General features: G+C 40.7%; 15 protein-coding genes and 1 tRNA gene. 12 read left to right on the top strand and 4 right to left on the bottom strand.

Translation table 11 applies throughout. The features are described 5' to 3' along the window. Positions 1-98: 98 nt before the first annotated feature. From BP74_RS05910 to BP74_RS05880, 7 genes are all read left to right on the top strand, one after another. Positions 99-422 (top strand): hypothetical protein, encoded by a 324-nt coding sequence (locus BP74_RS05910; RefSeq protein WP_496372036.1) that lies wholly within the window; start codon positions 99-101, stop codon positions 420-422. A 102-nt stretch (positions 423-524) separates the two neighbouring features. Continuing rightward, positions 525-1,010: a GyrI-like domain-containing protein gene (locus tag BP74_RS05905; RefSeq protein ID WP_496372034.1), complete on the top strand. Its 486-nt coding sequence runs from the start codon at positions 525-527 to the stop codon at positions 1,008-1,010. A 119-nt stretch (positions 1,011-1,129) separates the two neighbouring features. Next, a complete protein-coding gene (locus BP74_RS05900) occupies positions 1,130-1,984 on the top strand; it encodes an isocitrate lyase/PEP mutase family protein (protein WP_496372032.1) in 855 nt (284 codons plus the stop codon). Then, complete coding sequence (locus BP74_RS05895) at positions 1,977-2,417, top strand: carboxymuconolactone decarboxylase family protein (RefSeq protein ID WP_496372030.1); 441 nt, start codon at positions 1,977-1,979, stop codon at positions 2,415-2,417. Before BP74_RS05900 ends, BP74_RS05895 begins: the two co-directional genes overlap by 8 nt. 31 nt (positions 2,418-2,448) lie before the next feature. Next, entirely contained in the window at positions 2,449-2,859 is a 411-nt protein-coding gene (locus tag BP74_RS05890) for an iron chaperone (RefSeq protein WP_496372406.1), read from the top strand. Between the two features lie 60 nt (positions 2,860-2,919). After that, the gene (locus tag BP74_RS05885) at positions 2,920-3,876 is read left to right on the top strand and encodes an alpha/beta hydrolase (protein WP_496372028.1); all 957 of its coding nucleotides are present in this window, start codon (positions 2,920-2,922) and stop codon (positions 3,874-3,876) included. A gap of 73 nt (positions 3,877-3,949) precedes the next feature. Then, positions 3,950-4,022 (top strand) — tRNA-Lys (locus tag BP74_RS05880). 130 nt (positions 4,023-4,152) lie between these two features. Here the strand turns inward: BP74_RS05880 and rpsP are convergent. The 3 genes from rpsP to BP74_RS05865 form a co-directional block, all read right to left on the bottom strand. Beyond that, complete coding sequence (rpsP, locus tag BP74_RS05875) at positions 4,153-4,599, bottom strand: 30S ribosomal protein S16 (RefSeq protein ID WP_496372026.1); 447 nt, start codon at positions 4,597-4,599, stop codon at positions 4,153-4,155. Between the two features lie 327 nt (positions 4,600-4,926). Further along, positions 4,927-6,249: a signal recognition particle protein gene (ffh, locus tag BP74_RS05870; RefSeq protein WP_496372024.1), complete on the bottom strand. Its 1,323-nt coding sequence runs from the start codon at positions 6,247-6,249 to the stop codon at positions 4,927-4,929. Between the two features lie 214 nt (positions 6,250-6,463). Further along, on the bottom strand, positions 6,464-7,339 hold the full coding sequence (locus BP74_RS05865; RefSeq protein ID WP_496372022.1) for a sigma-70 family RNA polymerase sigma factor: 876 nt from the start codon (positions 7,337-7,339) through the stop codon (positions 6,464-6,466). A 268-nt stretch (positions 7,340-7,607) separates the two neighbouring features. On the opposite strand from BP74_RS05865, the gene BP74_RS05860 reads away from it, so the two are divergent. Continuing rightward, the gene (locus BP74_RS05860; protein ID WP_496372020.1) at positions 7,608-7,988 is read left to right on the top strand and encodes an START-like domain-containing protein; all 381 of its coding nucleotides are present in this window, start codon (positions 7,608-7,610) and stop codon (positions 7,986-7,988) included. Here the strand turns inward: BP74_RS05860 and BP74_RS05855 are convergent. After that, positions 7,977-8,567, bottom strand: a complete 591-nt coding sequence (locus BP74_RS05855) for a hypothetical protein (protein ID WP_496372018.1) — start codon at positions 8,565-8,567, stop codon at positions 7,977-7,979. The two genes, BP74_RS05860 and BP74_RS05855, sit on opposite strands and share 12 nt — an antisense overlap. A gap of 29 nt (positions 8,568-8,596) precedes the next feature. Here BP74_RS05855 and BP74_RS05850 point away from each other — a divergent pair, with 29 nt between their 5' ends. From BP74_RS05850 to BP74_RS05835, 4 genes are read left to right on the top strand one after another with little or no spacing between them, the layout of a single operon-like run. Next, positions 8,597-10,018 carry an LptF/LptG family permease gene (locus BP74_RS05850; protein WP_496372016.1) on the top strand — a complete coding sequence of 474 codons (1,422 nt, stop codon included), beginning with the start codon at positions 8,597-8,599 and terminating at the stop codon, positions 10,016-10,018. A 35-nt stretch (positions 10,019-10,053) separates the two neighbouring features. Beyond that, a complete protein-coding gene (locus tag BP74_RS05845) occupies positions 10,054-10,794 on the top strand; it encodes a superoxide dismutase (protein ID WP_496372014.1) in 741 nt (246 codons plus the stop codon). 27 nt (positions 10,795-10,821) lie between these two features. Next, a complete protein-coding gene (locus BP74_RS05840) occupies positions 10,822-11,841 on the top strand; it encodes a cation diffusion facilitator family transporter (protein ID WP_496372012.1) in 1,020 nt (339 codons plus the stop codon). Beyond that, positions 11,838-12,227, top strand: a complete 390-nt coding sequence (locus BP74_RS05835; protein WP_496372010.1) for an OsmC family protein — start codon at positions 11,838-11,840, stop codon at positions 12,225-12,227. The genes BP74_RS05840 and BP74_RS05835 overlap by 4 nt, the downstream gene beginning before the upstream one ends. The last annotated feature ends 40 nt before the right edge of the window (positions 12,228-12,267 follow it).

The following is a 12,267-nucleotide window of genomic DNA, read 5'->3' as shown; positions in this document are numbered from 1 at the left end:
AATAAAAGAGGTAATAATTAATTATTAATATATTTAATAAAGTTTGCCTTCTTAATCTTACGAACTATTCACCTAAAACAAGCTAGATACCTACTAACATGAATCATTTAACTGGCAGGGGCAGGTTAATAATTGGATTGATTTTACTAAGTTTTTCTATAGTTCTATTTGTATTATGGTTGTATGCCTGCCAGATGGCTAATGGGTATCCTGACAATGTAAAATTGTATAATAGTTTTTTACCTGGATCATTGAGATACAACTCTGAAACAATATTAATTCCAATTGTTTTTTGCATAATTGCGATCGTTTTAAATGCACGGAATTTAAAAAATTCCAACTTGCTGATCAAATCCGTATCATGGTTTGTGGTGATCGTTGGGTCACTCATTACCTTTCTTGATCTTTTCTCGCTGATGTAAAGGTCTGCTTATAATGAAAAGTATTAGGGTTGCTTTGCTTTAATTGTTTTCTTCAAAGTTTTTACTGGTTACTGTTTTTTTGTTCAAATAAATTCATACCAAATGATTCCTGAATTCAAAATGTCGGATGAAAAAAAACTGGTTGGAAAGCGATTGCGCATGTCTTTTGCCAACAACAGAACAATGGAATTGTGGCGGTCTTTCATGCCACGTTTAAAGGAGATTAACAGCAAGAAGGGAAATGAATTGTATTCCGCTGAAGTCTACCCGGACTTATTTTTTAATGATTATAATGTGAACACAGATTTTGAAAAATGGGCGGCAGTAGAGGTTTCAGATTACCATGACATTACGGAAGGCATGGAGAGCCTGGTTTTTCCTGCAGGTCTTTACGCAGTTTTTGTTCATAAGGGAACTGCAGATAAGGGGCCTGAAACCTACCGGTATATATTTGTTGACTGGTTACCGCGATCAGGATTTGACCTGGATAACAGGCCTCATTTTGCTGTGATGGGAGAAAAATATAAAAAGGATGACGATGCATCCGAAGAAGAGATCTGGATCCCGGTAAAGCCCAAAAATTTATAATAAGCTTGCTTTCATTTGCTGTGGCGTTAATCATTGTAACTTTAGTACTGATCTTCCCGGTATTTGATATTGCTTATTCCTTTTTAAATACCTGGAATATCTTCTCCTAAACTGAAATAATGGCTACCCAAAAAGAAAAAGCTGCCTTGTTTCATCAACTTCATCATTCAGGTGAATTGCTCATCCTACCCAATATTTGGGATCCCTTGGGAACCTTATTGTTGGAATCATTGCAATACAAGGCTGTGGCTACAGCCAGTGCATCCATAGCCTACTGCAATGGATATTATGATGGTGAAAAAATTCCTTTTGCTGATGTCTTAACTATTTGTAGGAAGATTGTGAATAGTGTGAGCCTACCTGTGACCGCCGACATAGAATCAGGCTATGCGGATAACGAAGAGCAACTTTGTGAGAACATAACAAAACTATTGGACACTGGAATTGTTGGCATCAATATAGAAGATACAGATGCCAGGACGCATACAATGAATGCTATTGATGTACAGTGCAGAAAGATCTCGCTTATTCGAAACCAGGCAGAAGAGAAGGGAATCCCTCTGTTTATAAATGCCAGGACAGATGTATATATTCATGCTGGTTTATTTACTACAGCTGAAGAAACACTGCAAGAGACGATAAAAAGAGGTAGAGCTTATAAGGAGGCTGGTTCTGATGGTTTCTATCCTATTGTGATGAGTCAAAGAGATGATATTGAGCAGGTAGTACACCATGTTCAATTGCCTGTGAATATTATAACCATCCCCGGAATTCCTGATATGAAGGAGTTACAGGATATGGGGGTGGCAAGATTGAGCCTCGGACCATCATTTCTAAAGATAGCCCTGCGTGCCATGAAGAACCTGGCTGAAGAATTAAAAAACCATAAAGGACTGGAAACGATTACTACTAATGAATTGACAAGCGATTACCTTAAAGACTTGATCAGTAAATCAAATAGAAAGGATGAATAAAAGAATAGCAATTAAGGAATTGGAACCCAATGCCTATGAAGCCATGATGGTACTTGAGAATTATGCAACGGAAAGCGCTATAGACCCATTGCTAAAAGAATTGATCAAAACACGGGCTTCTCAAATAAATGGTTGCGCCTATTGTGTTGATATGCATACTGAAGATGCCATGCAATATGGGGAATCAGTAAGGCGGTTGTTAGCCCTGTCAGTTTGGAAAGAATCACATCTTTTTTCAGAAGCAGAAAGGGCAGTATTGCAATTAACGGAGGAAGTAACCATGATATCAAAAGAGGGTGTAACAGATGAAACCTATGATCGTGTTGTTTCTATTTTTGGAGAACAGCTTACTGCCCAACTGATCATGCAGATCGTATTGATCAATGGATGGAACAGGATAGCCGTTTCAACAAGAATGATTTATAAAAAATAATGTTACAGGTTTGAATAGTCCTTTAGGTTAAATCTTATTTTTCAATAAAGCCAAAATAAATGCTTATGGAAAAGGTGAACAACTTGATGAATATATTGCAGGTTTTCCTGCCAATATTCAAGAGCTCCTGCAGCAGGTCAGGGAAACCATTAGAAAGGCTGCACCCGGTGCGGTGGAAACTATTAAATATGCCATTCCCACTTTTACACTTAATGGCGGAAACCTTGTTCATTTTGCTGCATTCAAAAATCATATTGGCTTTTATCCTACACCTCAAGGTATTCAGGCATTTGAAAAGGAACTGTCAGCCTATAAAGGTGCTAAAGGTTCGGTGCAATTTCCTCTTGATCAACCCATGCCGCTGCAATTAATTTGCAAAATTGTAAAGTACAGGTTAACGCAAAATGAGGTAAAGGCAAAGAGCAAAAAGGGCGTTAAATAATAATTTTACCACTGATCACTATCAGTATATTTTATTCTTACCCGAAGTAATTTAACTGTTATGAAAAAGATGATTGTTTGCTGTTTTGTTTTGATAGCTGGGGCATGCTTACAGGTTGGTAAAGCAAACGACAGTTTGTATAAAGAAATTCCAATCACACTGCATACTTCCACCGGAGATTTATTTGGTACAATGACCTTGCCTGTTCAAAAGGGAAAAATTCCGGTAGCACTCATTATTGCCGGATCAGGCCCAACAGACCGGAATGGGAATAATCCAATGATGAAAAATGAAAGCCTGCATAAGCTTGCCATGGAATTAGCAGACAGCGGCATTGCTTCATTGAGGTATGACAAAAGGGCTATAGCTGAAAGTAAAGCAGCATCGAAACAGGAAGCCGACCTGCGATTTGATGATTATGTTAACGATGCAAAAGATTGGATCGGTCTTTTGCGTAAGGATACAAGGTTTTCCAGCATCATTGTAATAGGTCATAGTGAAGGTTCCCTGATAGGAATGATAGCAGCTCACCAGAATGCAGATGGTTATGTTTCGATAGCAGGGGCGGGGAGATCGGCTGATAAAATATTAAAAGAACAATTAGATAAACAACCTCAGGCTGTGAAAGACCTTTCATTTCCCATCATCGATAGCCTGGTTGCAGGTAAGACTGTTTCGAATGTCAATCCCTTGTTGTATTCATTGTTCCGGCCCAGCGTGCAGCCATATATCATCTCCTGGTTTCGTTATGATCCATCAGTAGAGATCCGGAAACTCTCGATACCTGTGATGATCATACAAGGTACCAACGATATACAGGTGCCTGTGCAGGATGCTGTGTTATTATCTAAAGCCAACAAGCATAGCAAGTTAGTTGAGATAGAAAACATGAATCACATTTTTCGCATTGTGGAGGGCGATAGAAATGCCAATATAGCTACCTATAATAATGAATCACTTCCCATAGCAAAAGAATTAACCAGGAGTATAGTGAGTTTTATCAGGAAAATCCGGTAATGAAAACTGTTACCTTTAAAAAGCAGGGTTAATTAATGGGATAAGTGCAAGCCTGCATTAATAGTCAAAAATTGACTCCGTAGCTCAGTTGGTAGAGCAGCTGACTCTTAATCAGCGGGTCCAGGGTTCGAGTCCCTGCGGGGTCACTAAAATGGAATCTGTATCTCTTTACTTGTTGCTGAAAGACAAAAAGCGTTTTTATTTCCCGGTGTAACAATAAAAAAGGTGGTCCGGCAAACGGACCACCTTAATCTTTTGAAGGTCTTGGATGAGGAATTAGCCTTCAGAACCTGCACCAGGAGCCGGTCTTCTTTCACGGCGCTGGTAAGGAGGATTTCTTCTGCCTCTTCTTTCACGTTGAGCTTCTTCCTGGCGTTTCCTGATTTGAGCTTCATGCTCAGAATGCCAACTTTGGAATTTTGTCATAGCCGTAGCTTCGTCAAACAAGCCCAGTGTTACTCCGCGCAATAAATGCTTAAGGAACAAAACACCTTTGTACGATAAAATCTTACGGACAGTATCGGTAGGCTGAGCACCTTTGTGCAGCCACTCCAATGACTTTTGACGATCCAGCTGCACAGTGGCAGGTGTTGTCAAAGGATTGTAGGTACCTAACTTTTGAATGAATTTACCATCGCGGGGACTGCGTGCATCTGCAACAACAATGAAGTAGAAGGGTCTTTTCTTAGACCCGTGCCTTTGTAAACGGATTTTAACTGGCATCTTAAATAGAAATTTAAATGCGTGAAACAATAATTATTAAGCTGCAAATCTAAGTGTTGGAATGGAAAAAGGCAATAAAGAATTGATAAAAAGTGGTCCTGGAACAGCAATTGTCAGGATATAGTCCCTTGCTGCCTTTGAATCCATTGATATTTTAGGCTACCCGGCGTAATTAGTTTACAGTTCCGGGATAAATGGTAAACGAAGGCGTTTAGAGATAGATAAAGTATCTGTACTTCAGGAAACACAGTTACTTTTTCTTTATAAGTGCATAAAAAAAGCTCCTAAATTAAAATCGGGAGCTTTTATATATTATGTACTGAGACCTTACCTGCGCATTCCAGGCATCATGCGTCCCATGGGCATTTTATTCATCATTTTCATCATTTCCCTCATTTGTTCGAACTGCTTCATAAAGGCATTTACTTCCGTTATATCCTTACCGCTTCCTTTGGAGATGCGTTTGCGGCGGCTGCCGTCAATCAGGTCTGGATTAGCCCTCTCTTCGGGTGTCATGGAGTTAATAATTGCTTCAATACCCTTAAAGGCATCATCGCTGATATCTATATCTTTTATGGCTTTACCTACACCGGGTATCATAGCCATCAGGTCCTTGATATTGCCCATTTTCTTGATCTGCTCCAGTTGCTGCTTGAAATCGGCAAAGTCAAACTGGTTCTTGCGGATCTTCTTTTCCAGCTTTCGCGCTTGTTCCTCGTCAAACTGCGCCTGTGCTTTTTCTACCAGGGTAGTAATATCTCCCATTCCCAGTATTCGCTGGGCCATACGCTCAGGGTAAAAGACATCAAGTGTATCGAGCTTTTCACCGCTGCTTATGAATTTAATGGGCTTGTTAACCGTGTACTTAATAGAAAGAGCTGCACCACCACGGGTATCACCGTCTAATTTGGTCAAAACTACACCGCTGAAATCCAGCCGGTCATTGAATGCCTTGGCGGTATTGACAGCATCCTGGCCAGTCATGCTGTCCACAACAAATAGGATCTCTTGTGGATTGACAGCTGTTTTGATGTTGGCCACTTCGGTCATCATAGCTTCATCAATAGCCAGGCGGCCCGCTGTATCAATGATGACTACATTTTTATTTTTACTGCGGGCTTCGCGGATAGCATTTTGTGCTATCGATACGGGGTCAGTATTTTCTGGTTCCAAATGAACTTCCACCCCAATCTGCTCACCCAACACTCTTAATTGTTCCATGGCAGCCGGACGGTACACGTCGGCAGCGACCAGCAATGGAGATAACTTCTTTTGTTTTTTAAGGTAATTGGCCAGCTTTCCGCTAAAGGTGGTCTTTCCACTACCTTGTAAACCAGCTATAAGGATCACGGCGGGTGCTCCCTTGGCATTAAAATCAGCCGCATCGTCGCCCATCAGGTGCACCAGTTCATCCTTTACGATCTTTACCATTAACTGGCTTGGACTGATGGCTGTAAGCACCTTTTCACCGAGAGCTTTATCCTTTACAGTATCTGTAAACTCCTTGGCTATTTTATAGTTTACATCTGCATCCACAAGGGCCCGGCGGATTTCCTTTACGGTTGCCGCAATATTAAGGTCAGTTATTCTTCCTTCACCTTTAAGATTCTTAAACGCCGAATCGAGCCGGTCACTTAAACTTTCAAACATAATCGCGGATTTAAAGATTTAGAATCAGCTTAGGATTTTTGATAACCCTTTTTTCTAAATCAATAATTTTAATAATTATAAATACTTTCTTTATTCTTAACTGGAATGAAATCAAAAACATGATTCTTAAATTCCAGTGATAAAAAAAGAGTGAACCTAAGTTCACTCTAAACAAGTTTGCGCAAAGATAACAAGGATGATGGATGGAAAACGCTTAAGCGCCTAAATAACTACGCAATAAATTGCATTTTTGGGTAGACCTAAGCTTTGTAATGGCCTTGTCCTTGATCTGGCGAACCCTTTCCCTTGTAAGGTTAAATTTCTCTCCAATGTCTTCCAGGCTGAGTGGATGGTCCACTCCAATACCAAAGAAATAGCAGATAACTTCCTTTTGCCTTTCGGTAAGGGTTGTTAAGGAGCGGTCGATCTCAGTTTTTAAAGACTGGTGGTGATCGAGTGCTGCATCTGTTTTTTCAGCATTGGTGTTTTCCAGCACATCCAGCAAAGTGCCTTCTTCCCCTTCAGATAAAGGAGTGTCCACACTTACATGGCGTGCATTGATACCCAGCGAAGAAGTAACTTCTTCCAGCTCCATGTTGAGCAGGTCTGCTAATTCTTCTGCCGATGGCTCACGTTCAAATTCCTGCTCCAGCTGGGAGAAAGCCTTTTGAATACGATTGGTCAGACCTACCTTGTTTAAAGGAAGGCGTACAATACGGGCTTGTTCTGCCAGTGCCTGGAGAATGGATTGACGGATCCACCAAACAGCATAGGAGATAAACTTGAAACCTTTGGTTTCATCAAAACGTTGAGCCGCTTTGATCAGTCCCAGGTTTCCTTCATTGATGAGATCGGGAAGAGACAGCCCCTGGTTTTGATACTGTTTTGCAACAGACACGACGAAACGCAGGTTTGCTTTTGTCAAACGATCCAGTGCAGGCTGGTCGCCTTGTTTGATCAATCTTGCTAGTCGGACTTCTTCTTCCGGTGTGATGAGTTCTACCTTGCCAATTTCTTGGAGGTACTTCTCGAGGCTTTGAGATTCACGATTCGTAATAGACTTCGTGATCTTGAGTTGACGCATACTCATAGGATTGGTTTTAGATGGTTATTTTTAAGATTTAGGTTTAAGTTAGTTTTGGAATTATCCCAAAATATCCATCACAGTTCTGGTTCTTCATATCAGCCTAATGCTGATCAATTCATCCAAATTAACAAAATGGTCTATATGAAAAAAATATTTTTTTAAGTTTTTTTGGATTTGTCCAAAATAATACTGTGTAAACAGGGGCAATTAGGGGTAAAAAAATTTTGCTAGAATGATTATTTCTCTATTATTGCAACCTTAGATAAGTAAGATGAGCAAAAAACAACTTTACACTTTAGAATATCCTGTGAGATGTTCACCAACAATTCTTTATGACTTTCTGGCCACTTCCTCGGGATTACAGGAGTGGTTTGCTGACAAAGTGGATGATGAAGATGGAATTTTTAGCTTTTCCTGGAACGGATCGGAAGATACAGCTGAAGTATTGGATCAGGAGGAAGAGAAATTTATACGGTTTCATTGGTCTCATGCACCAAAAGAGGAATATTTTGAATTCGCTATAGAAAAATCTGAAGTAACCAACCAGACTATCCTGGTGATAAAAGATTTTGCAGAGAAAAAAGAAATTAAGGACCAGAGTATGCTTTGGGATCACCAGGTGAAGGACCTTTTTCACCGTTTAGGTAATTAATCCAGCCAGGAGATTCCAGCTATTGATCATGAAGCTTGCTGCGTATTGCCATTCCTTTAATGGCAATTTTGCAGCAATTTTTATATGTTCCTGCTCCTCCAGTATTGCCAGGAAAGCGCCTCTTGACATTTTGCTTATGGCTAAATAATTATTTTCTTCGAAATGATGTTGCCAGGGATCAGTGTTGATGCCTATATAATAGTCCTGGTCTGCCAGTAGATCATAGGATGCTTCAATGGCCGTAATATATTTTGCCTTTAGATTTCCGGAAAGCTGCAATGTGCTGCTGAAAAAATGCCCCCACCAAAACATGGATCTTATAAAGCCCAGGTCGGGAGTTCGTGAGTATCGGGGATAATCCAGGACCACGTAAGGAAGCCCCTGGTAATACTCACCCCTTGATATTTTAGGTGATATGCTGAACAGTTTTCCCCGGTCATTATGCTGACCAATAGTTTCTTCCACAGTTCCCAGCAATGCAATGGTCTTATTGATGATGCTATTCTTTGTTAAGATGATATCGGCATTACATGCCAGTTCTAACTCACTGTCTGAAAGCTGTATTTTTGAACCTTGCATCTATAAAATTATTTAAACCAGTTGCCATAGTGATCAAAAAACTTGACAAACTCATTATCAAAGCTTTCATTGGGCCCTTTGTGGCCACCTTTTTCATTACGGTTCTGGTGTTGGTCATGCAATTCTTCTGGCTTTATATAGATGATTTTGTAGGTAAAGGGCTAAGTACAGGCATTATCCTCGAATTTATATGGTACCAAAGTGCAGTATTGGTGCCGCTTGCACTTCCCCTGGCAGTATTGCTTTCTTCTTTAATGACCTTTGGTAACCTGGGTGAGAGCTATGAGCTTATTGCTATCAAGTCGGCGGGTATATCACTGCTTCGTTTTATGAGGCCATTATTTATTGTCACGCTTTTTATTTGCGGTGTGGCCTTCTTATTTTCCAACTATATCATACCGGTAGCCAACCTTAAATCCCGAACCCTTTTGGCTGATATTGTATATGCCAAACCTTCCTTTGATCTCAAAGAAGGTGTGTTTTATGATAAACTCAGTGGCTTTGCCATTAAGATTGGGCAGAAAGAAAAGAACGACAGTATTATCAAGAATATCATCATATACGAACAATCCAATGGAACGCAGGATAATTTTATTATTGCTTCCGATGGTGTGATGCGCATATCGGAGAATAAGCGGTACATGGAATTTATTTTGAAAAATGGCTGGCGCTATGAAGAAAGAGGTACGGGTACGTCTACTGCAACTGACTTCATTCGCCTTGGATTTAAGGAGTATAAAAGACCCTTTGACCTGGGGTCCTTTGGCCTGCAACAAAGAACTGCTGATAGCGTGAATAAGAACAATGCCCGCATGCTTAGCATGCGCCAATTGGGTGTGGCCATAGATTCCATAGAAAAAGTTGACAGGCTGATGGCTGGAAGGGTAAAGACTGACGTTTTTGGCTTTCTTCCTGTAAGCCGGTATCTTGACAGTAATTGGAACAGCAAGCCCACACCAGTTAAGGCCCGCAATTTTGAACAATTGATCCCTGATAGTATCAAATCTATGATTCACCAGAAAGCTGGCAACCGGGTCAACTCATTGAAAGGAAGTAATGAGATCGTTTTGGCACAATATGAAGATGTGCAGCGCAACCTGCGTCAGCACCAGATAGAATGGCACCGTAAAATATCTCTTTCCATTGCCTGCCTGGTACTTTTCCTGATCGGTGCTCCATTGGGTTCCATCATCAGGAAGGGAGGTCTTGGTAGTCCATTGGTATTTGCCATTATTTTTTTCATGCTCTTTTACTTCAGCAGCACAACAGGAGAAAAATTTGCCAAAGAGGGTAGTGTGGACCCGAGGATAGGAATGTGGATGTCTACTTTTTTCCTTGTCCCAATAGGAATATTCCTGACGTATAAGGCCATGCGGGATTCGCAATTATTCAGTAAAGAATTCTATACAAGGATCAGCAGGAAAATAAAAGCGTTACGGGAAAAAAACTGACCTCTGACAATTTTAGTAATTTCACAAAAAAAGTTATGGCACCCTTAACCACAAGACGAGATTTTATCAGTTCTACTGGAAAAGCAGGTTTAGGAATTTGTGTTGGTTCTACCATTTTATCTGCCTGTTCCGTTTTATCAAAGAATACACCAGGGAAGTATAATACAGGTTTTAACCAGGATCCATTGCCATATAGCTACAGTGCATTGACCGAAGCCATTGATGCCCAAACCATGGAGATTCATTATACCAAGCATGCGGCAGGTTATGCCAAAAACCTCCAGGATGCTGCCCAAACAGAGGGTGTGAGTATGAATAAACCATTGGAGGATGTGCTTGCCAGCATCAAAAAATACTCGACCAAGATGCGGAACAATGCGGGCGGTCATTATAACCATGAATTATACTGGAAGTCCATGTCACCCAAGGGAGGTAATAACCCTGAAGGGAAACTGGGTGCTGCCATTGCTGACAGCTTTGGCTCCTTCGAAACTTTCAAAACACAATTTGCTGATGCGGGGAAGAACCGTTTTGGAAGCGGATGGGCATGGCTGTTCCTGGATCATGATAAAAAGCTCCGTATAGGTTCCACGCCCAACCAGGACAACCCGGTAATGGATATAGCTGAAATTAAAGGATATCCTTTATTAGGCCTGGATGTTTGGGAACACGCTTATTACCTGCGCTATCAGAATAAAAGAGCAGACTATATTAATAATTGGTGGAAAGTAGTGAACTGGAATTATATACAGGACCGCTACCAAAGTGCTATATAACCTTTACAAATCATTCAAGTTTCCATTTTGTCTGTAACACAGAAGTCTGGCAATAGCAACCTGAAGTTGCAACGCCTCATAGCTATTGCTTCCTCCATATTACTGGTTGCTAAATTCGTTGCCTATTACCTTACCAATTCGGTTTCGGTGCTTACCGATGCACTGGAAAGTATTGTAAACGTAGTGGCCGGGTTCATTGGATTATACAGCCTGTACGTATCGGCCAAGCCCCGTGATATGGACCATCCTTACGGCCATGGTAAAGCGGAATTCCTATCTGCGGCAGTGGAAGGAACATTGGTGTTGTCTGCAGGCATATTGATCATTTATAGCGCCGCTAAAAATTTCATTGCCCCGGTACCCATAAAAAAGCTTGATGTAGGTATCTTTTTAATTGCAGGAACAGCCATCATCAACTGGATATTGGGATTTATAGCAATGAGACAGGGGAAAAAGAATAATTCCCTTGCCCTGATAGCCAGTGGAAAGCACCTGCAATCGGATACCTATTCTACCGCTGGTATCATAGCCGGGCTGGTGCTTATATCCCTCACCCATTTCCTATGGATTGATGGTGTAGTGGCTATAGGTTTCGGAATATTTATAGTTTATACAGGTTATAAGATCGTCAGGGCTTCACTTGCAGGTATTATGGATGAAGCGGATATGATATTGCTGGAAAAGATGGTGGCACTGATGGAAAAAAACCGGCGTGACAACTGGGTGGATCTGCATAACCTGCGAGTGATCAAATATGGTAATGTATTACACCTTGATTGTCATTTAACCGTTCCATGGTATTTTAATATTCACGAGGCGCATCACGAGATTGATGAATTGGGAAAACTCATCCGAAGTAATTTTGGAGAGTCTCTTGAACTATTTGTTCATAACGATGGGTGCCTTTATTTCCAATGTCATATCTGTAAAAAGAATGATTGTCCGGTAAGGCAGCACAGCTTTAAACAAACGGTCGAATGGACACTGGATAATGCCTTGCAGAATGAAAAACATAATTTAAAAGACCTTGAAGAAGCCAAGCAATGAAAACAACTACTACCTGGAAGACAGCGCATGCCTTTAATAGTGCGCAACATGAATCAACGATTCAAATAGACGGAGCAACTGGTTTTAGCCCAAAAGCTTTATTGTTGACGGGGTTAGCCGGATGCACAGGCATAGACGTCGTGGATATTCTTGAGAAAATGCGTATTCCTTTTGCCAGCCTGGAAATAGATGCTGAAGCGGAGCAAACCGATGAGCATCCAAGAGTATTTAAAACCATTCATCTTACCTATAAGTTAAAAACCGAAGAAGATCATAGGGAAAAAATACAGAAGGCTATAGATTTGTCACTGGAAAAATATTGTGGGGTTGCTGCTATGCTAAAAAAGAATTCCCGTATCGAATATGAAATCATAATTACGGAGTAATTGAATTTTTTAACCAGCCTGCCAGGTGCAGGTCTAAACT

The sequence above is a fragment of the Flavisolibacter ginsengiterrae DSM 18136 genome (assembly GCF_059568575.1).
The sequence above is the reverse complement of the archived record's forward strand: the minus strand, read 5'-3'. Positions and strand labels throughout refer to the sequence as shown.